The sequence below is a fragment of the Rhodanobacter sp. BL-MT-08 genome (assembly GCF_054161255.1).
This window is the reverse complement of the sequence record NZ_CP167872.1, coordinates 69,686-93,727: the sequence shown is the minus strand read 5'-3', so window position 1 is coordinate 93,727 and position 24,042 is coordinate 69,686. Positions and strand designations below refer to the sequence as shown.

Genomic DNA, 24,042 nt, shown 5'->3' with positions numbered 1-24,042 from the left:
CCGCACCGCTGGCATCCGATTGGAGCCAGCGGTGCTTAAATTCAGTCGGCGAAGTTGGTGCGCACCAGCTCTTCGACCTCCATGCCGCGGCCGGCGATGATCGCCTTCGCCGAGTAAAGCGCGGTGTGCAGCACCTGCCCCACCTCCACTTTCGGCGGCATCACCAGCTCGTAGCGGTTGACCTTGACGTCGAGCAGCGCGGGGCCGGGCTGCGACAGCACATCGCGTATGGCCTCCTCCAGCGTCGAGGCGTCGTCCACCCGGCGGCCGTAGAAACCGATCGCCTCGGCCAGCTTGGCAAAGTCCGGATTCTTCAACTCCGTAAACGCATCCAGCAGGCCTTCAACTTTCTGCTCCATCTCGACGAAGCCGAGCGAGCTGTTGTTGTAGACGATCACCTTGATCGGAATGTTTTCCTGCACGGCGGTGAGCAGGTCGCCCAGCAGCATGCTGATGCCGCCGTCGCCCGAAAGCGAGATCACCTGCCGACCAGGCAGCGCCTTTTGGATGCCGAGCGCCTCGGGCATCGCATTGGCCATGGTGCCGTGGACCAGGCTGGTCAGCGTGCGTCGTTTCCCATTGCTGGTGATGTGGCGCAGCAGCCAGACCATCGGGCTGCCGCCGTCGGCGGTGAAGATCGCATCGTCGTCGGCATATCGATCGATCAGCTTGGTCAGATACTGCGGATGGATCAGGCCGTCGCCGCCGGCGTGCTCTTCCTCGGCGATCTGCTTGAGCGTTGCTTCGCGATGCTTGAGGCTGTTGCGCAAGAAGGCATGCTCCTCGCGCGCGCGCAGACGGGGCAGCAGGGCTTCGATGGTGTCCTTGATGTGGCCGACCACGCCGATATCGACCGGGTGACGCCGGCCCAGATGGGTGGCGTCGCTGTCGATCTGGATGAGCTTGGCCTCGTTCGGATAGAACTGGCTCCAGGCGAAATCGGCGCCGAGCAGCAGCAGGGTGTCGCACGCGTCGAGCGCGCGGAAGCCGGATTCCACGCCGAGGATGCCGGTCATGCCCATGTTGTATGGGTTGTAGGGCTCGATGAAATCCTTGGCGCGCGAGGTATGGGCTACAGGCGCCTTGATCTTTTCGGCCAGCGCGACGATTTCCTGCTCGGCGCCCTCGCAACCGGAGCCGCAGTAAAGCGTGACGCGCTTGCCCGCGTTGATCACCGCGGCGATCTCGTCCAGCTCGGCATCGGACGGCCGCAGCACCGGCTGCGGCTGATGCGGGCGGAAGGCCAGACCGTCCTCGACCTCCATCTGGCTGATGTCGCCCGGCACGATGATCACCGCAGCGCCGCGCTTGTTGAGTGCGGCCTGTGCAGCGAGCGCGGTTACGCGGCGCGCCTGCGCCGGCGAATGGATATAGGCGCAGAAATGGCTGCAGGTATCGTAGATCGGTTTCAGGTCCACTTCCTGCGGAAAATCCATGCCCATCTCGCTGGTGGCGACCTGGGTGGCGATCAGCACCACGGGCGCGCGGTTGCGGTGCGCCTCGAACAGGCCGTTGATGAAATGCAGGCTGCCCGGTCCACAGGTGCCTGCGCAGGCGGTTAGTCGACCCGTGATCAGCGCTTCACCGCCGGCGGCCATCGCGCCGGCCTCCTCGTGGCGCATATGCACCCACTCGATATCGCTGCGGCGGATCGCGTCGGTAATGTGGTTAAGCGTGTCGCCGACGATGCCGTAGCAGCGCTGCACGCCGGCAGCCTGCAGCGTTTCGATGATGATGTCGGCGACTTTTTTCTTGCTCATGGGTGATCTCCGCGAAAGGCAAACGCGGGCATCGGGCGGCTCGCGCAAACCTCGATTGAATGCGCGTCGGTGAAAATTCCGGGTGAATGCAGGGCGGCGCCAGCGGTGCGAACAAGCAAACGCCCGCCGCTTTGGCGGCAGGCGTTTGGCGTCACGCCATACGTTTACTGCTGGAGCGCGGCGTCAGCTCAAATGCGGCTGACGCCGGCATCGCTCTGTTCCAGCGGCGGCGCCGTGCCGGCGACGGCCAGTAGCGCCTGCGCGTAGCTGTCCTCGATGCTGACTGTGGAGACTTCGTCCCAACCGAAGAACGACACCTCGCGCATCCACTCTGCGTCAGGGCTCAGCTCCTGCATATAGAAGCCGTCGTCATCCACGCTGGCGAGCCGGCCGATATAGCAAACTTCGGACTCATCTTCGCTATCCACGTGCACACCGATGACCGGCGCTTGCGCTCCGGCGGCTTGAATCACTTCGCGGATATTGTCCAGCGGAAAACCGCGCGGCGGCCGGGGCAGGATGTGCTTCAGCGCCAGCGCCTTCTCGAAGAAGACATGGTGCTTGTCTGGCGCTTCCAGCTCGGAAATATCGCGATGACGCATGATGTACATGCCGTCATACGTGATGCCGTCGCCGACCACCCAGAGCAGAAAGAATTCCTGCCCGACGCCGCCCACGTAGCCGCAGAAGCTGCCGTGCTCGAGGTCTTCGCGCCACAGCCGGATCAGCGTCTGCTTCTGCTGCGCTTCGCGTAGCTGGGCGCGCTGTCCGGTGGTTTTGAGTTCAATGATGTTGCTCACGGACATGATTTTACCAGATCGGGTCAGGCAGCTTGTTATGGCCGGCCAGGAGGGTTCGCTCACGCCACAGGTACTTGCGAATGCGCCCTGACTTTACAGAATGTAGCGGCTGAGGTCCTCGTTCTGCACTAGGCTGGCCAGGCTGTTGTCGACCATCTCGGCGTCGATGCGGTAGTGCTCGCCGGACTTGTCGGCCGCCTCGTAGGAAATCTTCTCCAGCAGCCGCTCCATCACCGTATGCAGGCGCCGGGCGCCGATATTCTCGGTGCGCTCGTTGACCTGAAACGCCACCTCGGCCAGGCGGTCGATGCCGCTCTCGACAAACTCGAGCGTAACGCCTTCGGTACCGAGCAAGGCCACGTACTGCTTGGTCAGCGCGTTGTGCGGCTCGCGCAGGATGCGCTTGAAATCGTCGACGCTGAGCGCCGACAGCTCCACACGTATCGGCAGCCGGCCCTGCAGCTCCGGAATCAGGTCGGACGGCTTGGCCAGCGAAAACGCGCCCGAGGCGATAAACAGCATGTGGTCGGTCTTGATCGGGCCGTACTTGGTCGACACGGTGGAGCCTTCCACCAGCGGCAGCAGGTCGCGCTGCACGCCCTCGCGGCTGACGCCGGCGTGACCGTGGTCGCCGCGCTGCGCAACCTTGTCGATCTCGTCGATAAAGACGATGCCGTTCTGCTCGGCCGCCTCCATCGCCAGCGAGCGTATTTCGTCGTCGTTGAGCAGTTTGCCGGCCTCCTCATCGATCAGCATCGGCCGCGCCACCTTGATGGCGACCTTGCGCTGCTGGGTCTTGGCGCCGCCGATGTTCTGGAACATCTGCTTGAGCTGCGCGCTCATCTCCTCCATGCCCGGTGGCGACATGATTTCCACGCCGACGTTCATGGCGAAATCCAGCTCGATCTCGCGCTCGTCCAGCGCGCCTTCACGCAGCTGCTTGCGCAGCTTCTGCCGCGTGTCGTTTTCGATCGCCGGCGCCGGCGCGTCGTGGCTCCAGTCGGTCGGCGTGGACTGCCGGCGCGGCAGCAGCGCGTCGAGGATGCGATCCTCGGCGCGATCTTCGGCCTGCGTACGCACGCGCTTGACCGCCTGTTCGCGGGTCAGCTTGTACGCCACATCGGCCAGATCGCGGATGATCGATTCGACGTCCTTGCCCACATAGCCAACCTCGGTGAACTTGGTCGCTTCGACCTTGACGAACGGCGCGTTGGCCAGCGTCGCCAGGCGGCGCGCGATCTCGGTCTTGCCCACGCCGGTCGGTCCGATCATCAGGATATTTTTCGGCGTCACTTCATTGCGCATCTCCGGCGCCAGCTGCATGCGCCGCCAGCGGCTGCGCAGCGCCACGGCCACCGCGCGCTTGGCGTCGTTCTGGCCAATGATGAAGCGGTCGAGTTCGTTGACGATTTCGCGGGGAGTGAGTTCGGACATGGTGTACTTCTTAAAAGCGGGAATGGGGAACCGGGAACGGGGAACGCGTGCTTTTTTGAATGGCTGAAAGTTTGGTACGCAGACCGCCAATAAGAGGGCTGAAATCAGAGCGGGATGCGAAGGATTACGACGAACGGCACGCTTCCCGTTCCCCAGTCCCCGTTCCCCGCTCTATTTAAAGTTCTTCAATCGACACGTTGTGATTGGTGTAGATGCAGATGTCGCCGGCGATCTTCAGCGCCTTCTCGACCACGGTGCGTGCATCGAGCTCGGTGTTTTCGAGCAGGGCCAGCGCAGCAGACTGGGCGAAGGGGCCGCCGGAGCCGATCGCGATCAGACCATGTTCCGGCTCCACCACGTCGCCGTTGCCGGAGATCAGCAGCGAGGCGTCCTTGTCGGCCACGGCGAGCATCGCTTCCAGTCGACCGAAACGCCGATCGGTGCGCCATTCCTTGGCCATCTCCACCGCGGCGCGGGTCAGGTTGTTGTTGTGCTTCTCGAGTTTCTGCTCGAACAGCTCGAACAAGGTGAACGCGTCCGCCGTGGCGCCGGCGAAACCGGCGACCACGTCACCGGCCTTGCCGAGCCGGCGCACCTTGCGCGCATTGCCCTTCATCACCGTGTTGCCTAGCGTGACCTGGCCGTCGCTGCCGATCACGACGCGGCCTTCGCGACGGACGCAGACGATGGTGGTGGCGTGAAACGATTCCATGAGCGCTCCGCATTGTTTGCCTGAACCGCCGAAATGGGGCCGGGCGCTCTCGCTTCAATGTCTGCGCGTTTGCGCTGCAGATGTAAAAAGCCGGCACACGCGCGTCAGCGCTTGCTTTTGGCGCGGGGATGCGCGGCGTCGTACACCTTCGACAGGTGCTGAAAATCCAGATGCGTGTAGATCTGCGTGGTGGCGATGTCGGCATGGCCAAGCAGCTCCTGCACGGCGCGCAGGTCGCCGGAGGATTCCAGCATGTGGCTGGCGAAGGTGTGGCGCAGCAAATGCGGGTGGATATGTTTGGCCATGCCCTGCTGCTGCGCCAGCTTTTTCATGCGCAGCTGGATCGTGCGCGGGTTGATCGGCGCACCGTTGCGGCCGCGGAAGATCGGGCTTTCCGCCACCATGCCCTCCTCCGCGCCGAGCGCACGCAGCGCGGTGACAGCATGCCGGCCGACCGGCACGATGCGGGTCTTGCTGCCCTTGCCGAGCACGCGCACTTCGCCGCCGTCCAGATCCAGATCGAGCCAGCGCAGGCCGACCAGCTCGGACAGGCGCAGGCCGCTGGAATAGAACAGCTCCAGCATGGCGCGGTCGCGCACGGCCAGCTTGCCGCCGCTGTCGGTTTCGACCAGCGCGCTGGCTTCGTCGACATCCAGCACCTGGGGCAGCTTGCGCCGAACTTTCGGGCCGCGCACGCCCAGCAGGGGATCGTGGCTGAGCTGGCCTTCGCGGGTGAGCTGGCGAAACAGGCTGCGGCAGGAGGACAGCAACCGCTGCAGGCTTTTCGGCGCCAGACCCTCCCTGCCCTTGCTGCCGCGGTGTTCGCTGGCGACGAAGGTGAGCATGCGGTTGGCGTCGAGTGCCTCGAACGCCGCGATGTGGTTGTCCTGCATGAAGCGGATCAGCTTGGCCAGGTCACGCCGGTAGCCCGAGACGGTGTGAGGCGAGGCCTGCCGCTCACTTGCGAGGCGAGCGAGCCAGTCCTCGATCTGGCGTTCGGGCGTCACTGCGGGCTCAGGAAACGTCCCGCGAGCGGGCCAGCGCGGCGGTGATCGTGGCGGCGATCATCTTCAGGAACAGGTTGCCCATGCCGGGCTGAAAGCGGTCCGGATCGCTGCTGCCGATCGCCAAGATGCCAGCGTCGCCGAGGCGCATCATCGCCACCGAGCGGGTTTCGGACGCAGCGCTCCCGAACAGGCGTTCCAGCCTTTCCTTGGACAAGCGGCCGGACACCGGCTCGTTCTGCTGCAGGAAGTCGCTGAACTCCGGCAGCGCTTCCGGCCCGGTGACCTGGACCAGCCATTCGGCGCGCGGTAGCTGTGCTTCGCTGCCAAACAGGACCAGCCGAACCTGATCGGTGTGAAAATCGGCAGTGAGCTTGGCCACCACGCTGCGTGCGGTGACTTCGATGGTGTTGGCGCGCAGCAGGGCGACGGTGAGCGCATGCACGCGCTCCATCAGCTTTTCGTTCTCGGCGGCGATCGCGATGAGTTCGGCCAGCCGGCGTTCGAGCTCGGCATTTTTTTCGCGCAGGCTCTGCAGCTGGTAGGTCGCCAGCGAGGCGACCGGACCTTTCTCGTGCGGCATCTTCAGCTGCGCTGCCAGCTCGGGATAGTCGCTGAGAAACTCCGGGTGCAGCTTCAGATAGGAGGCAACAACGCGCGCCTGGGTAGCGTCATCGAGCAGGGTGGCGGTCATGCGCGGGATACCTCGGAGCAGGGCGGGTCGAAACCATACCGGGGCGCGCAAAAAAACGGCATCGGCTGGGCCAGTGTGCGATGGACCGGCCCGCGCTTCAACTGCAAACGCCGCAGGGCCGACTGAAAAGCCGTGACGACCGGTGCATCTGCGCCTACGGCAAGCCCGGCGGAACGACCCATTCGCCGTCGAAGACGAAGGTGGCCGAGCCGCTCATCCACAGCGGCTGGCCGGGACCGGCCCAGTCTATCTGCAGCACGCCGCCGGGCAGGCTCACCTGCACGCTGTCGTCAACCTCGCCGCGCTGATGCAGCGCGGCCATCGCCGCGCAGGCGCCGGTGCCGCAGGCCAGCGTCCATCCCGCGCCACGCTCGTGCACGCGCAGCTTCAGGTGCCCGCGGTCGAGGCGTTGCACGAAGCCGGCGTTGACGCCGTCAGCAAAGCGCGCGTGGGTGGAAAGCAGCGGACCGAGCCGCTCCAGTTCGGGACTGTGCAGATCGTCGACCTCGATCACCGCGTGCGGGTTGCCCATCGAGACGACGCCGATCTGCAGTACGGCGTCCGCGACATCGATCGGGTAATGCGTGGCTGCGCGCGCCGCATCGAAACCGCTTTGTGCCGGTTCGAACGCAGGTATGCCCATGTCGACGACCACCTCGTTCGCGTCGATCAAACGCACCGCCACCGGACCGGAGGGGCTTTCGATACGCACCGTCTCGCCGATCGCCAGCGCACCCTCGCGATGCAGCCAGGCGGCCACGCAGCGCACGCCGTTACCGCACTGGCCCGAGGGCGAGCCGTCGGCATTGGAGATGCCGTAATAGAACGCGCATGTCGGATCGCACGTACGGCCGATGCCCAGCAGCTGATCGAAGCCGACGCCGGTATGCCGATCCGCCATGGCGCGGATCTGCGCGACGGTCATCGAAAACGGCGTGTCGCGGCAGTCGAGCACGACAAAATCGTTGCCGATGCCGTGCATCTTCGAAAAGCGCTGCTTCATCATCGATTGCGACTCAGTACTGCGTGCTGTCCGGCCGCTGGTTGTCGGGTATCGCGTTATTGCCCGTGATCGCCGGCTGCTGCGGTTTTACTGTACTGGCTGGCGAGGCCGGTACCGGTTTGGTGGCCGGCGGCAGATACAGCGGACCTTTCTGGCCACAGCCGGCTAGCGTGCCGGCGACGATGCAGAAGGCGACCAGAAAAAGCGAATTCACTGAGATCAGTCGGTGCATGACAAGGGTTTCCTGAAGTGGCCTGCAGTATAGCGAGGCGCGGTCGATTCACCCCAGCATCGCCGGCCCATGCCGTTATGATGCGCGCATCGAATCACGTTACGCCCGTCGGGCGAGGATCTCACGATGGACTGGAGCACATTGCTGCGCATGCCGATGACCGTGCTGCTGGTGCTGGCCGCGGTTTTCCTGCTGATCACGCTGGTGCAGCTGATCTCGCTGCGCCAGCACCTGCACAGCGGCCGCAGGGCGGCGGCGGCGGGGCGTGCTCTGCTGTGCGTGACCTTTTTTTTGCTGGCCCTGGTGCTTGGCGGCACCGGCTACGCGCTGCGCGGCTATCGCCTGCTGAGCGAGGAAACGCCGGTGGTCGATATCGAAGCCCACATTCTTTCGCCGCAGCGCTGGGCGCTGACGCTGAGCTGGCCCGACGGCAGCACGCGCCAGGTCGAGCTGGACGGCGACGACTGGCGCGTGGAGGCCATCGTCCTCAAATGGAAGTTGCCTGCCCTGCTCGCGGGCATACCGCCGTTGTACCGGCTCGATCGCCTGTCCGGCCGCTATGACGACGCGGCGCAGGAAATGAGCGCACCGCGCACGGTCATCAGTTTCGATCACGCCAGCGGCTTCGACGTGCTCGACCTGCACAAGCAGTACCCGCAATGGCTGCCGGAGGTCGACACCCTGTACGGCAGCGGCGCGTTTCTGCCGCTTGTGGATCAGGGCCACTACACGGTGAGCCTGATGCGCACCGGTGCGCTGGTGGCCAGGCCGGACGATTCGACGCAGCAGAAGATCGGGCAGCCGTTTGGCGGGTGAGGTCCGTAGAGCGTCAGGTCCGGATATTTCCCCAACGCCCGGCGTTCAACGCGTCGATTCAAGCGAGCCGCTTTTCGTAGCGCCAGCCGTCGGCGCCATCCTGGTAGTAGCCGGGCAGTGAGGCGATGCAGCGATAGCCCAGCCGCTCGTAGAGCTTGATGGCGCTGGCGTTGTCGGTACGCACTTCAAGTCGCAGGATAGTGCAGCGCCGCTGTTTCGCTGCCGCCTCGGTGGCTTCGACCAGTGCGGTACCTATGCCCTTGCCGCGTGACTCAGGCTGGCTGGCCAGTGAGTAAAGCCGCGCCACGCTGCTGCCCTTGCGGAAAAACACCACGGCCGTGCCGAGAAAGCGGCGGTGGTTGGCGCTGGCAACCAGCACCAGTGCCGAATCGCTATCGAGGTGACGCCGATACTGATCGCGCGTCATGCGGTCGCTGTCGAAGGTGCGATCCTCCAGCGTGACCAGATCGTCAAGGTCGGAGGTTTCGGCGCGGCGCACGCGCACGCTGGCCGTTGCAGGTGTTGTGCGCATGCCTGCCGGATCCCGCTGCCGCGCCTCCTGCATCGCAATCGGCGGCTTGCGTTGAGTGGAAGAGAATCCGGATGCCATGAAGTCGAAGTCCCGCAGGAGTGAGTGACGCGGTGGGTATGCCGAGAAATCGAATCGCCATTCGAACCGCGCGGACTCTAGCAGCCGGCGGCATTCGTCGCGTGTATTTTTCATTGCGGCTGATGCCGACGCAGATAGCGTTTAATCCCGCTTCAGCGCTTTGACTTGTTCGACCGCGCCCCTGTGCCAAACTGCGCGCCGTGCGTATCGCGCCCCGCCGCTGCTGGGCAATCTGCTTCCACCGTATTGCCTGAGTGGTGTCATGACCCGTCTGGTCATCGTTGTCGAAAAAGCCTCCGACTGGGCTTCGTATTACCCGTCCGTCGACGTGATGAGCGCGATGGATTATCTACGCGAGCCGATCGGCAATGATGATGAGCGCACGCACGTCATCAACCTGTGCCGCAGCTACAAGTACCTGGGCACCGGCTATTACGTGTCGCTGCTGGCCGAAGCGCGCGGGCACAAGGTGATGCCGTCCGTGCGCACCGTCAATGACCTGCGCCGTCGCTCGTTGTACGGCGTGGACATCGACGACCTCAACCAGAAGCTGACGCACTTTCTGCCCGCCGGCGGCCGCGATACGACGGATCTGGGCATCCTGGTTTACTTCGGCGAAACCGCTTACCCCGCGCTGCAGGATCTGGCGCGCCAGGTGTTCGAAACCTTTCCCTGTCCGCTGATGCGCATCGAGTTCGAACGCGACCGCGTATGGCAGGTGAGCTCGATCAAGCCGGTCGGCCTGCACACGCTGGACGACGCGCAGGAAGACGCGTTCGCCGAGGAACTCGACCGCTTCTCGCGCAAGCTGTGGCGCAAGCCGCGCGCGCGCAAGCTGTATCGCTACGACGTCGCGATGCTGGTGGATCCGAAAGAGATGATGCCGCCGTCGAACAAAAAGGCGCTGAAATCCTTCGTGGCGGCGGGCAAGCAGCTGGGTATCGAAGTCGACACGATCGGCAAGAACGACTACCAGCGTCTGGCCGAATACGATGGCCTGTTCATTCGCGAAACCACCGCGAGCGACAATCACACGTATCGCTTCGCTCACCGCGCCGAGAAGGAAGGTATGGTGGTGATGGACGACCCGACGTCGATTCTCCGCTGCACCAACAAGATCTTCCTCAACGACCTGATGGTTTCGCGCAAGCTCGCCGTGCCGCACACCGAAATTCTGTATCGCGACGATGCCAAGGGCATGAAGGAAGTGGTCGGCAAGCTGGGTTTTCCGCTGGTGCTGAAAATCCCCGATGGCTCGTTCTCGCGCGGCGTGGTGAAAGTGCAGAGCGAGGAGGCGCTGGAAAAAGCCGCCGGCGAACTGTTCCAGCACAGCGCGTTATTGCTGGCGCAGGAATACCTGTACACCGACTTCGACTGGCGCATCGGCGTGCTCAATCACGAGCCGCTGTTTGCCTGCAAGTACTACATGTCGCGCGGCCATTGGCAAATCTACAACCACGGCGCCAAAGGCACGGCCAAGAGCGGCGGCTTCGAGACCATCGCGGTGAGCGATGCCCCGGCCGACGTGGTGAAGCTCGCGCTGAAAGCCACCGCGCCGATTGGTGATGGCCTCTACGGCGTCGACCTGAAGCAGGTCGGCAACAAGCCGGTGGTGATCGAGGTCAACGACAATCCCTCGATCGATGCCGGTGTCGAGGATGCGCATCTGGGCGACGCGCTGTATCTGCAGATCATGCAGGAGTTCCTGCGCCGCATGGAACGCAAGCGCCAGGGCATCGCCGGTTAGCGAATCCGTCGGTCGGTTCTCAGCGCCAGATCGCCGCGCGCAGCGGGTTCTGGCGTGGCCCCCGCAGGGCGAGCAGCTGACGTGGCAGCGACGGTTCCAGCGCCAGCAGCATGATCAGCGGCGCGCCGACCAGCCAGAACGACGAGGTCCACCCCAGCACCGCGCTGTAAACCGGTACAAGCGTTGTGATCAGCAGAAAGCTGCCTGCCAGCAGCCACAGCATGGCCGCGCCCAGCAGGCGCTGATGGCTGGCGTCGTAACGATCGTTTTTGGATAGCAATTGCGGGCGCATCGACAGACTCCGTCGTTGGAATGAAGACAGCTTCCATTGCGCGCATCTCACAGGCTGCGACCGGTCGACAAAGGGCGACAGCCAAAGGCAATCGCGCGATAGCCATGATTCTCCGCGCCATCGTCACTCGATGTATCGCCAGTAGAATGATGGCAATGACGCCGAACCCGGCGACTCGCAGCGCTTCGGATACCCGCATGCCACCCCTCTCCTTTGCCGTCTTCGGCCACCCGATCAAGCACAGCGTGTCGCCGGCGATTCATCAGGCATTCGCGCAGCAGTTCGCCATCGCGCTGGACTATCGCGCTATCGACGCGGCGCCGGCGGACTTCGATATCGCCGTGCAGCAGTTCTTCGCCAACGGCGGCCGCGGTGCCAATGTCACCCTGCCGCACAAGGCGGCCGCCTTCGCGCTGGCTAATGAGCGCAGCGACGCGGCAACGCGCGCCGGCACCGCCAACGTGCTGACGCGTCTGCCCGATGGCCGTCTGGCCGCCCATAACACCGACGGCGCCGGCATGGCGCGCGACATGACCGAACGCCATGGCATCGCATTGCACGGCAAATCGGTGCTGATGCTGGGTGCCGGCGGCGCGGCGCGAGGCGTGGTGTGGAACCTGCTCGATGCGCGCGTGCGGACGCTGACCATCGTCAATCGTTCGCGTGCGTCTGCTGAGGCGCTGACCAGCCTGATCGGCGAACCCAAGCGGGTGCAGTCCCGTGATTGGCAGCAGCTGGCCAAGCTAGGGAACTTCGACCTGATTGTGCATGCCACTTCCGCCGGCGTGCTGGGCGCGACGCTGCCGCTGCCGGAGTCACTGGTGAGCGAAGCGACGATCGGCTACGACCTTTCCTACGGCGCGGCGGCAGCCAGTTTTCTGACCTGGGCCAGGAGCGCCGGTGCGCGCCAGGCCGTCGATGGCCTGGGTATGCTGCTGGAAACCGCGGCCGATGCGTTCGCGCTGTGGCACGGCCAGCGGCCGCAGACCGAACCGGTCTATCAAACGTTGCGCCGGCAAACCACGTGACCGCGCTGGCCTGTCGCGCGGGCTGCGGCGCCTGCTGCATCGCGCCGTCGATCAGCTCGCCGATTCCCGGCATGCCGAAAGGCAAGCCCGCCGGGATCAGGTGCGCGCAACTCACCGCGGATAACCGCTGCGCGATTTTCGACGATCCGCGCCGTCCGGCCGTTTGCGCAAGCCTGCAGCCCGAATCGGCGATGTGCGGCAGCGATCGCGGGCAGGCGATGGCGTGGTTGACTGCGCTGGAGCGCGCGACCGCCGCCGACTGAGCCGTCTTGTGAGGCATGGCAGATTATTTGCGATGCACGAGTTCTTGCGCCACGTCGGTATGCTACTTTTCCATGACAGGGGCACCATCTCGTGGGGGTTCACGCATGTTGCCGAAAGGGTTTTTCGATCGTCGAGCGGTAGTGATCACTGGTCTGGCCTTGGTCTTGGCCAGTACGGCTTTTGCTGCCGCAGCCAGTAACAGCGCAGCTAGCAGAACATCAGCAGTCGCCAGTCCGATCGGCTCGACCAATGTCACCGTGGCCGACCCTCCCGTGCCTCGGCCGCCAGGCACGCCCTGCGTGGTGCAGCTGTTGAGCGGCGTGGCGTTCAACGACTTCAATCCGCGTCCTTACACCTATACCCCACCGACCGGCTGCGGCACGCACTGGTCGAAAGTGGTGCTGGAAGCGGATTTCTCGGTCACCGCCGGGCGTCAGTTCGATCGCACGGCCAACCTGTGGCTGGGCGGTGTCAACCTGTATTTCGGCACCACCGAGGAACCTTCATCCACGGTCGCGCCCAGCTGGCATGTCGAGCGCGATCTGACCGACTACAGCGCGCTGCTGCGCAAAGCCGGCAACGGCCAGGCGCTGATCGGCAACGTGGTCGACAGCACCTATACCGGCGTGATCTACGGCAGCGCGAAGCTGCTGTTCTACCCGGCTTCCATTCTTGCGCCGGCGGCGCCTGCGCCCGACGCGGTGATCCCGCTGGGCAGCGATCCGGATGGCAACACGGTGTCGCTGGCGACATCAACCAGCCAGCTGAGCAAGTCGCTCACCTTGCCAACCAACGTCGAGCGCGCCTATCTGGACGTGTTCGCGCAGAGCCAGAGCGCCGACGAGTTCTGGTACACCTGCGTCCCCGATCAGTACGCTGCGCAGGTGCAGGAGTGCGGCGGCGGCAATTTCCGCGAGGCCGAAATCAGCATCGACGGACAGCCGGCCGGCGTGGCGCCGGTGTATCCGTGGATCTACACCGGCGGCATCGATCCCTACCTGTGGCGGCCGACCACCGGCGTGCAGACGCTGAACTTCATGCCGTACCGCGTCGACCTCACGCCGTTCGCCGGCGTGCTCAGCAACGGCGCGCCGCACCAGGTCGCGGTCAGCGTGGCCGGCGCCAACAATTATTTTTCGGCAACGGCGAGCCTGCTGCTGTATCTCGACCCGCATGCAAAAACCGTCAGCGGCCAGATCGAGCGCAATACCCTGGTGGGCCAGCCGCCTACACCGATCATCAGCGATACCCTGAGTACGGATTCATCCGGCAATATCACCGGCGCCATTACCACCCAGCTGAGTCGGCACTTCATCATCAGCGGCTATGCCAATACCTCGCGTGGCCGCGTGGAAACCACGGTGGATCAAACGGTGGGATTTGGTGATGTGCAGACTTTCACCATCAACGACACCGTGTATCGGCAGGTAACCGACCAGCAGACCTCGTCTGACGGTACCAGCCAGAGCAGCATCGGCGGGTTTGTCACCAGCAGCTACGCCGAGCATGTGCGTTATCCGCTGCATCTGGACGTCAACGAAGTGGCCGCCTCTGACGGCAGCTTCACCTTGGCGACCGTGGCCCATCAGGGCGACGAAAAAAATACGGCGCACCAGCTGTTCGGCATCACGCTGTATTCGGCCAAGCTCAGCAACACGGTCGACAGCGACGACACGTTGGCCTTCGACGCCAGCGGCAACCTCACCTCGCACAGCAACCAGCAGAGCACGCAAAGCTTCACGTTCAATGATTCGCTAGGCGGCTGCTATCGCACGGGCGTCGGCAGCTTCAACGGTGCGGTGTCCAGCTACGCGACCGGCACGGGCTGCCCGAACAAACAGAACCGCGTGTTCTGGTTCACCCATCCGGATGGCTCGCCCGAGAACGGCAACGCCGTGCTTGGCTGGTGACAGTAGCGCACGATTAACCCCGACCGTCGCCTTGATTGAGGGCGACGGTCACACGATCACGCTTTTTCTCGCGTTTCGTCACGCCGCTGACATGCGGCGTGACTATGGTGACGACCGCTTCCGCCGAAGCGCCCGATCGCGGGCGTCTTCGCGCGCGGTACGATCCATGCGCGAGTGTTATGCCTAAATCCCTGTCTGCCGCGTCTTCCCGACGCGGATTATTTCTTGCGGCTGTCTTCGTGCTCATCGTTCTTGCCGGCGGCGTCGGCTGGTATGTGCACGCAGCAGGCTCAGCCAAAGCCAATGCTGCGGATCCTTCCAGCGCGTCGACCGACGCCAGCAGCGGTGAGGGCATTCTGCTGGGTCTGGCGAAATCCGCGGTCAGCGAACACCGTATCGTTGCGCCCGCTGGCAGCAACGCCTACGAGTTCTACCTCAGCGTGCTACAGCTCGATCCAAAGAACGCGGTGGCGCGGGACGATTTGAATACGCTTTTCGCCCAAGCCTGCGACGACGTTGAGCAAGCGATCAACGCGCGCGATGTCGACGAAGCGCAGCGTGAGCTTTCCCTGCTGCGCGATTACGACAGCAATAATTACAAGCTGGCGCTGCTGGGCAGCAAGCTCAGCGCGCAACGCATGGTGATGACGCGCGAGCACGAAGCACAGGCGGCGGCGATCCAGGCACGCGCGGAAAACGCGGCCAGGTAGGTAGTTCGTCGCTGCGCGAAGGTTTTGGAGTGACGGCATGTCAACGCAGCAGGTGACCGAGCTTTCGCAACAGCATTTCAATCAGCTCGGGATGCATGAAAGCGTAGTTGTCTGGGATATCCGCCACCACGACACGTTTTGCTTTGAGGGCGTTGACGGTGGCGCTGCATCAGCCGTCGCCGGTGCGACCACTCCATCACCACAATGAGATCCGCCCAGTCCAACTGATTGGACGATAGCGAAACATCGGCGTCATCGGCGAGCCCGGCGCAGTCGGTTTCCACATCGGGCCACCCGGCGAACGCCTGTTCAGCCGTCGGGCTGCGCAGCCGGTTGCGGCTGCAAAGAAACAGCACGCGGCCCACCGCCATCAGCCGGCCGCCAGATACTCGTCTTTCAGCCGCACATAGTGACTGGCCGAGTACTGCAGCTGCTCGATCTGCTTATCGCTGAGCAGCCGCACAAACTTGGCCGGGTTGCCCAGCCACAGCTCGCGCTCGCCGACGACTTTTCCCGGCGGAATCACGCTGCCCGCGCCCACGAAGCCGTACTTTTTTATCGTGGCGCCATCGAGCACGGTCGAGCCCATGCCGATCAGGCAGAAGTCCTCGATGGTGCAGGCGTGGATCACCGCACCGTGGCCGACGGTGACGTCCTCACCGATGATGGTCGGGAAACCGCCGGGCGAATACGGGCCGTCGTGGGTCACATGCACGATGGTGCCGTCCTGCACGTTGCTCCGTGCGCCGACGCGGATGTAATGCACGTCGCCGCGCAAGACCACACCGGGCCAGATCGAGACATCGTCGCCCAGCACCACGTCACCAATGACGGTGGCGGCGGAGTCGACGTACACGCGCTCGCCCAGCGTGGGCGCGATGCCTTTGTAACTGCGTAGAGAATTCATGCGGCCATTCTATGCGACGCGCGCCCGGGCGAAAGGCTCACGCGATCTTGAATATGTCGACCGCCGCATCGTTTCCCGACGCGGCGCCAGCCTCGAGTATCTCGACCGCATGCCGGTAGCCCGAGTCGATCGCGCGCTGCCAGTCCTTCCAGTCGAGCATGCCGATGTGGTCCAGCGGCGGCGTGAACAGCAGCTGCGCCTGCGCGCGTCGGCGCAGGCTGGCCTCCTCACCGTTGACCATGCCGGCGCGCACCAGGGTGGAAACCAGACCCGGCCGCTGCACCGCTTTTCGCTGCAGCAGCAATCGCCACCACGGCGGGCTGGAGGATTCCTCCACGTCGGTGCGCAGCGCGATATCGGCCTGCACGTCCAGCGCGGTGATGTGCGCGATGCCGTCGGCGGCCATCACGTCGGTGGGCAGGTTGTTGACCAGCGCGCCGTCCACATGCACCTCGCCACGCTGCAGCACCGGCGGCAGCACGCCGGGTATCGCGCTGGAGGCGCGCAGCCACAGCCACAGCGGCCCATGCCGATGCACAGCCTGGCCGCCGCCGGAGAGGCGCGTCGATACGCAGAAATACGGCAGGCGCAGATCCTCCACGCCGAGCAGGCCGAACGTGCGACGCAGCATGCGCGAGGCGTGCTGGCCACGGGTCAGCGCCAGCAAGGGCAGGGTCCAGTCCGATAGCGGCCGGCCTTCGACAAAGGCGCGGCGAAAGACCTCGGTCATCGTTTCAATATCCCAGCCGTTCGCCACGCCGGCACCAAGAATCGCGCCGATGCTGGTGCCACCGACCGCGTCGAAATCGTGGCCCGCCTCGCGCAGCGCGCGCAGCACGCCCAGATGCGCCAGCCCGCGCGCGCCGCCACCGGCCAGCACCAGCCCGCGGCCATGGCCGCTGACCAGCCGCGCCACGCGCGCGATATCGCCATCGCCGCAAATATGGTGATGCTGCAGTTCGCCGCTGAACACCCCGCGCCAGCGCTGCGCAGCGCCCAGCGCCACCTGATGACCGGCGTGCAGCAGAATCAGATGCCGCGGCCGATGCCGCGCGCGTGCCGCGCGCACCGGCACCATGGTCGGCCAGTCGCGCGCCGGCTGCGCGGCCAGTGCCGGCAATAGCAGCACGTCGGCCTGGCGCAGGCAGCGTTCGCGCCAGAGGCCGTCGTCGTTGCGCTGGCCGGGCACGTCGAGATAGATCACGAAACGATGCTGCGCCTCGCGCTCGGCAAACCAGTCGCTGCCCCGCCCGCGCCCGAGTTCGGCGTCGACCACGAGGCAGCTGCCGTAGCGCTCCAGCGCCATCATCAGCTGCAGGGTCAGCGCGCGCGCCGGTACCGCGCCGTCGAACGGCAGCACGGCGAAGGTCCGCGGCAGGCCCGGCGTTTCTTCGCCGCGATCGCGCCGCTGCAGCCGTTCGATCGCGGCGCGTGCCACGCCGAGCAGCGCCTGCGGATGCCGGGCCAGCACGCGCTCGAACGCGGCGCGATCGAGCCGCAGCAGCTCGCTGTCGCGCAGCGCGCGCACCATGCGTCCGCGCGTCTCGCCGCCGAGCAGGCTGATCTCGCCCACGCTTTCGCCGGCGCTGACCAGATGGCGCAGCACGGTTGGACTGTCGAACACGCCGAGGCTGCCGCTTTTCACCAGGTACAGCGCGTCGGCCGGTTCGCCCGGCTTGAACAGCGGCCGTCCGCCGGGCAGGCCGAACCACACCAGCTCATCGGCCAGCGCTTCCAGCGCCGCGGGCGGCAGCTGCGCAAACGTGGCGCTGTCTTTCAGCAGGTCTCTGACATCTGTTCGCCACATGGCGAGGATGTTACGGGGCCAATCATGACAATACGGCGCGATGGGCGTACCGCCATACGCGTTGAATCGCCCGTTGGCAGTCCTCAAGCGGCCCTGTTCCGCTTGATTTCATGCGCTGGCGTCGCCACGCTGGGAGTCTTGAGAAAACTTGCATGAGATGCGCATGAACCAGGCCAACCCGCTGCTCGCCGACGATGTTCTGCCGGCGTTTTCCCGGATTCTTCCCGAACACGTCGAGCCGGCGATCGATGCACTGCTGGCCGACTATCGCGACGACATCGCCGCGCTGACCGCGCCCGACGCGCCGCGCGATTTCGCGACCGTGATGCTGACCCAGGAGCGGCTCGAACAGCGCCTGTCGCGCGCATGGGCACCGGTGGGCCACCTGCATTCGGTGGCCGACAGTGAGGCGCTGCGCCAGGTCTACGGGCCGGCCGAGGAGAAACTCACCGAACACGCGATCGAGCTGGGTCAGAACCGCGAGCTGTACGCCGCCGTGCAGGCGCTGGCCGATGCGCCGGACTTTGCGCAGCTGCCTCGGCCTGAGCGCGCGCTGGTGGAACATTCATTGCGCGACTTCACCCTTTCCGGCGTGGCGCTGGAGGAGCCGGCGCGCTCGCGCTATCGCGACATCGGCGTGGAGCTGTCCAAACTCTCCACCGAATTCTCCAACGCGGTGCTCGACGCAACCGAGGCGTGGCAGGAGCACGTCACCGACGAGCGCGATCTGGCCGGCATTCCCGAATCCGGCCGCGCGGTGCTGCGCCAGTACGCCGAGGATCAAAAGCTGGCCGGCTATCTCGTGACGCTGAAACAACCCAGCGTGCAGGCCGTGCTCGGCTATGCCGACAACCGCGGTCTGCGCGAACGCGTGTACTGGGCGTATCAGACGCGCGCCTCGGATCAGGGCCCCAATGCCGGCAAGTTCGACAACTCCGAACGCATAGAAAAAATCATGGCGCTGCGGCACGAGTCGGCCCAGCTGATCGGCTTCCGCAACGCCGCTGAAGAATCGCTGGCGACCAAGATGGCCGGCTCGCCGACCGAGGTGATGGAATTTCTGCATGATCTGGCCGCGCGGGCCAAGCCGGTGGCGCAGCAGGAGCTGGCCACGCTGCGCGACTTCGCCCGCGACGAGCTCAAGCTCGACAACCTTGAGCCCTGGGACGTCGGCTACGTCTCCGAAAAGCTGCGCCAGCGGCAGTACGCGCTCGATGAGGAACAGCTCAAGCCGTATTTTCCGCTGCCGGCGGTCATCGACGGCCTGTTCGCGCTCACCAGCAAGCTCTATGGCATCACGTTGGCGGCCCGCGACGATGTCGACGTGTGGAACCCTGACGTGCGCTTTTACGACGTGCGCGATGCCGACGGCCGCGTGTTTGCCGGCGCCTACATCGACCTGTATGCCCGCAACGGCAAGCGTGGCGGCGCATGGATGGATGTCTGTCGAGCCCGTTTCGATGACGGTGAGCAACGTCAGCTGCCGGTGGCGTTTCTCACCTGCAACTTTCCGCCGCCGACCGGCGGCAAACCGGCCCTGCTCACCCACGACGATGTGCTGACCCTGTTCCACGAATTCGGCCACGGGCTGCATCATCTGCTCACCGAAATCGCCCTGCCCTCGATCGGCGGCATCGATGGCGTGGAGTGGGATGCGGTCGAGCTGCCCAGCCAGTTCATGGAAAACTTCGGCTATAACCGCGAGGCGCTGGACCTGTTCGCTCGCCATTACGAAACCGGCGAGCGGCTGCCCGACGAACTGTTCGAACGCATGCTGGCCGCGCGGCATTTTCAGGCCGGCCTGTTTCTGGTGCGTCAGCTGGAGTTCGCGCTGTTCGATTTCACCCTGCACCTGGAATACGACCCGGCCCAAGGCGCGCGGACCATGGGCGTGCTGGACGAGGTGCGCAAGCAGGTGGCCGTGCTCTATCCGCCGGCCTGGCAGCGTTTTCCGCACGGCTTCAGCCACGTCTTTGCCGGCGGTTACGCGGCGGGCTATTACAGCTATCTGTGGGCCGAGCTGCTATCTGCCGACGCGTTTGGGGCCTTCGAGGAGCAGGCGGAAAAATCGGGCAGCGTCATCGACCGCGCCACCGGCGATCGCTTCCGCCGCGAGGTGCTGTCCGTGGGCGCCAGCCGGCCGGCGCTGGAAAGCTTTGTCGCCTTCCGCGGACGAAAGCCGGAGCCGGAGGCGCTGCTGCGCAGCCACGGTTTGGCGTGAGCCGAAAATAGACGGTCGCCGCTCGTTCGGGCGGCGACCTAGCTTTCATACGTTCCCGGGCATGGCTTCTGCATTTCCGGTGTGCCAGCCATCCACGACCATAAAAAAAGCCCGCCGAAGCGGGCTTTTCAAATCGCTAAAGTCCGAAGGACTTAGGCAACCTGGACTTCTTCAGCCTGCAGGCCTTTCTGGCCCTTGGTGACTACGAACGTGACGCGCTGACCTTCCTGCAGGGACTTGAAGCCCGTGCCCTGGATCGCGCGAAAATGCACGAACAGGTCATCACCGCTTTCCGGCGTGATGAAGCCAAAACCTTTGGCGTCGTTGAACCACTTGACTGTACCGCTCTGACGATCCGACATGTAACATTACCTTTGAAGCAGTGATGGTTTGCGGCTCGGAGCGAATAGCACTTTACCGCAGTATGAGCAGGAACCTAGGGTCTCCCCGAGGGCTTGCTTCCTAAGCATACACCGTAAAGACGGTTACCGGTCGATTTTATCCCCGAAAATCGTGAAAGTTCCTTTTCCTCATAGGGAAAGACCGCCTTTTTTGCGCTTTATCCAAATCTAATCAAGGGTTTTGCCGGTTTCAGGGTCACGCTCGATCAAGCCCCTTGCCTGGCCTGTGGTCGCTAATGATCGAGGAACGGTTGAAATTGCCGAGGTCGGCATTGGCCCATCCCTTACAATATTGCCATGAAAATCGCCTCATGGAACGTCAACTCGCTGAAGGTGCGTCTACCCCACCTCACCCAGTGGCTGGCCGACGCGCAGCCCGACATCGTCGCACTGCAAGAAACGAAGCTGGAAGACGGCAAGTTTCCGGTCGACGAGCTGGCCGCCGCGGGCTATCGCGCGGTCTTTTCCGGCCAAAAAACCTATAACGGCGTGGCGATCCTAACGCGAGCCGATACTTGCGCCGAGCCTCGCGACGCGGTGACCGACATTCCAGGGCTGAACGATCCGCAGCGGCGCATTCTGGCCGTCACCATCGGCGATCTGCGCGTGGTCGATCTGTACGTCGTCAACGGCAAGGCGGTCGGTGACGAGAAATACGCGTACAAGCTGGACTGGCTGGCCCGGGTTCGTGACTTTCTTGACGGTGAGCTGGCGCGCCATCCGAAGCTGATCGTGCTGGGCGATTTCAATATCTGCCCGGACGACCGCGACGTCTACGACCCGGTCGCCTGGGGCGAGGACATTCTCTGCTCGCCGCCGGAGCGCGCCGGCCTCAAGGCCATCACCGAGCTCGGCCTGCACGACAGCTTTCGCCTGTTCGAAGCCGATGCCGGCCACTTCAGCTGGTGGGATTACCGGCAGGCCGGATTCCGGCGCAACCTGGGCTTGCGTATTGACCTGATCCTGATCAGCGATACTCTGAAATCGATAGCCAAGGCCGCCACCATCGACCGCGAACCGCGACGCTGGGAGCGCCCTTCCGACCACACGCCGGTGCTGCTGGAACTGGACACGAAATGACTGCAAAGACCGAATGGCCCAGCTCGCTGGACGATAACGAACTGGAAGAACTGGATCGCTACCTGCGCGCCCATTCCGGCGAGGGCGACCTGCTGCTCGACGGCGTGCACGGTCTGCTCAGCGCGCTGGCGGTCGGCCCACTGCTGGTGCTGCCGGACGAGTGGCTGCCCGAAGTGCTGCACGAACCTTTTGCCGACGAGGACGAGGGCAACCGCGTGCTCGCCCTGCTGGCCAAGCTCAACGATTCGATCAGCGCCGAGCTCGACGTCGACGCGTACGAGCCTATTCTCGGAGAAGTGGAGCTTGAAACCGGCCCGATGCTGTCGGCCGCCGGCTGGTGCGAAGGCTTCAGCCGCGGTATCGATCTGCGCGCCAGCCTGTGGGAAAACCGCCTGTCCGAAGATCCTCAGCTGATGGAACTGCTCGGCCCGGTGATGGCGCTGGCAGTGGACGAAGGCATCCTCAGCGCCGACACCGAGTTCGAAAAACTCAGCGACGACGAATACGACGAATGCCTGTCGCAGGTGCCGGCCGTGCTTAGTGCGGTCAACCAGTACTGGCAGGCCAAGCCGGCGACCGAGGCCGAGGTGGAGGCAATGGTGCAAGCCATCCCCGAGATCAAGGACGACGACAACGCCCCGCCGCGCCAGCGCAGCGGCCACTGGGTGCATTGACTCGAACGCCCCCCGTAGCGGCCGTTGAACGGCCGCGCGCCGTCATCCATCACGCCGTTATCCATACCGTGTCGACAGGGAACATCCATGGCTTATGAATACGGTTCCAGCGCCAAAGGCCTGGATTTTCCCAATCCCTTTCGCGTCGAAAACGTCTTCCGCTTTATCGCCGCGGCGATTCTGATCGGCGGCGGTTTGATCGCGCTTTTCCAGGGGCGCGCCAGTCTCTACGCGCATATCGGCGGCTGGGCGCTGGCGCCCATCATCGTCGGCGTGGCGATGTTGGCGGCGGGCATTCAGCACGCGGCAGTGGGCCTTAGCCGGCTGCGTTTTTTCTTCGGTCGGGGCAAACCGGCTGGGCTGGCGGGGGAGCTGGCCGATGCGCAGCTGGGCGAACTGGCCGGTGCGGTGGCGCTGAAGTCGACCATCCGCGGCGGCGCGATCTCGGTCGACGAGCCGACGGGCGCCTTGAACGGCCTGCTTTACAGCCTGGTGAGATCGCTGATCTGGGCGCCGCAGCGTATCCAGTGGGTGGCGCAGCGTTTGTTTCGCACCGGCCTGACGCTGGCCGTGGTGCTAGTCGGTCTGCTGGTGTCGCTGCTTGGTGTGCTGAGCGAGAAGGACATGGCCTGGCTCGGCCTGTTCTTTTTCATCTACACCGCTGCATTGCTGCTCAAACCGCTGGAAAGCGGCTCGCAGGCGAGCCCGCACCTGGGCTCCGCCGGGCTGATCGTGCTGGTGCTGGTGGCGATACTCGCGCCGGTGTTGATCCACACCATTTCGCCCGCGTTGCCCAATCTCGGCGGCATCGACCTCAGCGGGCAGGCGCTTTTTCTGCTGCTTTGCGCGCTGCTATCCGTGCTGGTGTTTTTCGTCGCCGTGCTGCGGCAGATGGTGGCGCCGCCGCAGACCACCATGGCCTGCGAACTGGCGACGGTGTCGATGAACGCTCCGCCGAACCAGATACTGGTCGAGCTCGATCGCGAAATGCAGCGCAACTGGATCGAGCAGATTCCCAACCGCCGCTACGCGCGCTACGTGCCGCAAACGGTGGGCGACAACGGAACCTTCCACGGCGAGCTGCTGGAAGAAACGCAGCCGATGCCGCGCGAGGACATGCGCACGGTGAGCTTTTCGCACGCGCTGGCCGAACCGCGCTACCGCTGGCTGACCGTGCTCAGCGCGCTGGGCGTTCTGTATACCGTGGCCGGTTCGATCGCGCTGCTGCTGTTTACCCATCAGGTCACGATGGGCGAGCTGGCGCCAACGCTGTGGAAATACGTCTGCTACGCCGGCGGCATGTTTTCGCTGGCGCTGTTCTGCCTGCGCGCCGGGCATATTCTGTGGGCGCGGTTTGATTTTGTCTCGCTGATGACCTGGGTTGAAATCGACGGCAGCTTCCAGCGTGCGCATACGGCGGTCGGTGCGCCGTTCACCGATCGCGTGCGCACCGAGAAAGACATCGTCAGCATCAATGACATGACTCTGCGTGTGTGGGTGGCCGAGGTGGACTCGGTCACTTTCGGCAGCGAATCCGAACGGCGCATCGTCGGCCTGCGCGGCCTTACCGATCGGGCCAGCGCGCTGCGCAAACAGCTGGAAAATTTCGCCGCCAACCAGAGCAGCGTCGACATGCCGACCTCACGCCGCGACGTCGAAAAAATCGCCGCGCTCGGCGCGATGAATCAGTTCGGCGGCCGGCCCGCCTCGCCGGACGCGCTGCTCAAGGCGATGGGCGGTGCGACCGCGCCCACCAGCGCGCCAACGGATGGGCCGAAGCCACCGGCCTTCTGCCCGCACTGCGGCGCAGCGACGTCAACCGGCGCGCGCTTCTGCGCCAGCTGCGGCCAGCCGCTATCCGCGGTTTGACCGGCGCGGGAAACAATCCGTTCCGGCGAGCGCCCTTGGCAGCGTGCCGCATCGGGTCCATCTTGCA

Annotated in this window: 23 protein-coding genes and 1 pseudogene; 10 read left to right on the top strand and 14 right to left on the bottom strand. The window is 64.6% G+C overall.

The genetic code is table 11. From position 1 onward, the window contains the following. Positions 1–41: 41 nt before the first annotated feature. The 8 genes from ACDK93_RS00390 to lptM all read right to left on the bottom strand — a co-directional run bounded on the left by ACDK93_RS00390 (position 42) and on the right by lptM (position 7,639). The gene (locus ACDK93_RS00390; RefSeq protein ID WP_458070619.1) at positions 42–1,760 is read right to left on the bottom strand and encodes a thiamine pyrophosphate-dependent enzyme; all 1,719 of its coding nucleotides are present in this window, start codon (positions 1,758–1,760) and stop codon (positions 42–44) included. Positions 1,761–1,948: 188 nt separating this feature from the next. Then, on the bottom strand, positions 1,949–2,560 hold the full coding sequence (locus tag ACDK93_RS00385) for a hypothetical protein (RefSeq protein WP_458072304.1): 612 nt from the start codon (positions 2,558–2,560) through the stop codon (positions 1,949–1,951). A gap of 93 nt (positions 2,561–2,653) precedes the next feature. Next, positions 2,654–3,994 carry an ATP-dependent protease ATPase subunit HslU gene (hslU, locus tag ACDK93_RS00380; RefSeq protein ID WP_458070618.1) on the bottom strand — a complete coding sequence of 447 codons (1,341 nt, stop codon included), beginning with the start codon at positions 3,992–3,994 and terminating at the stop codon, positions 2,654–2,656. A 175-nt stretch (positions 3,995–4,169) separates the two neighbouring features. Then, positions 4,170–4,706, bottom strand: coding sequence for an ATP-dependent protease subunit HslV (hslV, locus tag ACDK93_RS00375; RefSeq protein ID WP_458070617.1), 537 nt, complete (start codon positions 4,704–4,706; stop codon positions 4,170–4,172). 104 nt (positions 4,707–4,810) lie between these two features. Further along, on the bottom strand, positions 4,811–5,713 hold the full coding sequence (locus ACDK93_RS00370) for a tyrosine recombinase XerC (RefSeq protein WP_458070616.1): 903 nt from the start codon (positions 5,711–5,713) through the stop codon (positions 4,811–4,813). A 7-nt stretch (positions 5,714–5,720) separates the two neighbouring features. After that, positions 5,721–6,404 (bottom strand): DUF484 family protein, encoded by a 684-nt coding sequence (locus tag ACDK93_RS00365; protein WP_458070615.1) that lies wholly within the window; start codon positions 6,402–6,404, stop codon positions 5,721–5,723. Positions 6,405–6,558: 154 nt separating this feature from the next. Then, positions 6,559–7,407, bottom strand: coding sequence for a diaminopimelate epimerase (dapF, locus tag ACDK93_RS00360; protein WP_458070614.1), 849 nt, complete (start codon positions 7,405–7,407; stop codon positions 6,559–6,561). A 13-nt stretch (positions 7,408–7,420) separates the two neighbouring features. After that, complete coding sequence (gene lptM / locus ACDK93_RS00355; protein ID WP_458070613.1) at positions 7,421–7,639, bottom strand: LPS translocon maturation chaperone LptM; 219 nt, start codon at positions 7,637–7,639, stop codon at positions 7,421–7,423. A gap of 126 nt (positions 7,640–7,765) precedes the next feature. Between lptM and ACDK93_RS00350 the strand changes: the two genes are divergently transcribed. Further along, positions 7,766–8,455, top strand: coding sequence for a hypothetical protein (locus ACDK93_RS00350; RefSeq protein WP_458070612.1), 690 nt, complete (start codon positions 7,766–7,768; stop codon positions 8,453–8,455). A 58-nt stretch (positions 8,456–8,513) separates the two neighbouring features. On the opposite strand, the gene ACDK93_RS00345 is transcribed toward ACDK93_RS00350, so the two are convergent. Then, positions 8,514–8,987, bottom strand: coding sequence for a GNAT family N-acetyltransferase (locus ACDK93_RS00345; protein ID WP_458070611.1), 474 nt, complete (start codon positions 8,985–8,987; stop codon positions 8,514–8,516). A gap of 340 nt (positions 8,988–9,327) precedes the next feature. Here ACDK93_RS00345 and ACDK93_RS00340 point away from each other — a divergent pair, with 340 nt between their 5' ends. After that, positions 9,328–10,812: a RimK family protein gene (locus ACDK93_RS00340; protein WP_458070610.1), complete on the top strand. Its 1,485-nt coding sequence runs from the start codon at positions 9,328–9,330 to the stop codon at positions 10,810–10,812. A 19-nt stretch (positions 10,813–10,831) separates the two neighbouring features. Here ACDK93_RS00340 and ACDK93_RS00335 read toward each other — a convergent pair whose 3' ends face one another. After that, positions 10,832–11,104 (bottom strand): hypothetical protein, encoded by a 273-nt coding sequence (locus ACDK93_RS00335; RefSeq protein ID WP_458070609.1) that lies wholly within the window; start codon positions 11,102–11,104, stop codon positions 10,832–10,834. A 197-nt stretch (positions 11,105–11,301) separates the two neighbouring features. Here ACDK93_RS00335 and aroE point away from each other — a divergent pair, with 197 nt between their 5' ends. The 4 genes from aroE to ACDK93_RS00315 all read left to right on the top strand — a co-directional run bounded on the left by aroE (position 11,302) and on the right by ACDK93_RS00315 (position 15,016). After that, complete coding sequence (aroE, locus tag ACDK93_RS00330) at positions 11,302–12,132, top strand: shikimate dehydrogenase (RefSeq protein ID WP_458070608.1); 831 nt, start codon at positions 11,302–11,304, stop codon at positions 12,130–12,132. Continuing rightward, on the top strand, positions 12,129–12,395 hold the full coding sequence (locus tag ACDK93_RS00325; protein ID WP_458070607.1) for a YkgJ family cysteine cluster protein: 267 nt from the start codon (positions 12,129–12,131) through the stop codon (positions 12,393–12,395). Before aroE ends, ACDK93_RS00325 begins: the two co-directional genes overlap by 4 nt. A gap of 105 nt (positions 12,396–12,500) precedes the next feature. After that, positions 12,501–14,306, top strand: a complete 1,806-nt coding sequence (locus tag ACDK93_RS00320) for a peptide-N4-asparagine amidase (RefSeq protein WP_458070606.1) — start codon at positions 12,501–12,503, stop codon at positions 14,304–14,306. 239 nt (positions 14,307–14,545) lie between these two features. Further along, a complete protein-coding gene (locus ACDK93_RS00315) occupies positions 14,546–15,016 on the top strand; it encodes an energy transducer TonB (protein ID WP_458070605.1) in 471 nt (156 codons plus the stop codon). A 40-nt stretch (positions 15,017–15,056) separates the two neighbouring features. On the opposite strand, the pseudogene ACDK93_RS00310 reads toward ACDK93_RS00315, so the two are convergent. From ACDK93_RS00310 to ACDK93_RS00300, 3 genes and pseudogenes are all read right to left on the bottom strand, one after another. Beyond that, positions 15,057–15,387: pseudogene (locus ACDK93_RS00310) on the bottom strand (low molecular weight protein tyrosine phosphatase family protein). Beyond that, positions 15,387–15,923 carry a gamma carbonic anhydrase family protein gene (locus ACDK93_RS00305; RefSeq protein ID WP_458070604.1) on the bottom strand — a complete coding sequence of 179 codons (537 nt, stop codon included), beginning with the start codon at positions 15,921–15,923 and terminating at the stop codon, positions 15,387–15,389. The pseudogene ACDK93_RS00310 and the gene ACDK93_RS00305 overlap by 1 nt, the downstream one beginning before the upstream one ends. A gap of 37 nt (positions 15,924–15,960) precedes the next feature. Beyond that, on the bottom strand, positions 15,961–17,730 hold the full coding sequence (locus tag ACDK93_RS00300) for a patatin-like phospholipase family protein (RefSeq protein WP_458070603.1): 1,770 nt from the start codon (positions 17,728–17,730) through the stop codon (positions 15,961–15,963). Positions 17,731–17,893: 163 nt separating this feature from the next. Between ACDK93_RS00300 and ACDK93_RS00295 the strand changes: the two genes are divergently transcribed. Continuing rightward, positions 17,894–19,951, top strand: coding sequence for a M3 family metallopeptidase (locus ACDK93_RS00295; RefSeq protein WP_458070602.1), 2,058 nt, complete (start codon positions 17,894–17,896; stop codon positions 19,949–19,951). Between the two features lie 152 nt (positions 19,952–20,103). Here the strand turns inward: ACDK93_RS00295 and ACDK93_RS00290 are convergent, their stop codons facing one another. Next, positions 20,104–20,313: a cold-shock protein gene (locus ACDK93_RS00290; protein WP_007809889.1), complete on the bottom strand. Its 210-nt coding sequence runs from the start codon at positions 20,311–20,313 to the stop codon at positions 20,104–20,106. A gap of 336 nt (positions 20,314–20,649) precedes the next feature. On the opposite strand from ACDK93_RS00290, the gene xth reads away from it, so the two are divergent. The 3 genes from xth to ACDK93_RS00275 all read left to right on the top strand — a co-directional run bounded on the left by xth (position 20,650) and on the right by ACDK93_RS00275 (position 23,975). Then, a complete protein-coding gene (gene xth, locus ACDK93_RS00285; RefSeq protein WP_458070601.1) occupies positions 20,650–21,432 on the top strand; it encodes an exodeoxyribonuclease III in 783 nt (260 codons plus the stop codon). Further along, positions 21,429–22,106 carry a YecA/YgfB family protein gene (locus tag ACDK93_RS00280; protein ID WP_458070600.1) on the top strand — a complete coding sequence of 226 codons (678 nt, stop codon included), beginning with the start codon at positions 21,429–21,431 and terminating at the stop codon, positions 22,104–22,106. The genes xth and ACDK93_RS00280 overlap by 4 nt, the downstream gene beginning before the upstream one ends. An 87-nt stretch (positions 22,107–22,193) precedes the next feature. After that, positions 22,194–23,975 carry a zinc ribbon domain-containing protein gene (locus ACDK93_RS00275; protein ID WP_458070599.1) on the top strand — a complete coding sequence of 594 codons (1,782 nt, stop codon included), beginning with the start codon at positions 22,194–22,196 and terminating at the stop codon, positions 23,973–23,975. Positions 23,976–24,042 lie beyond the last annotated feature (67 nt).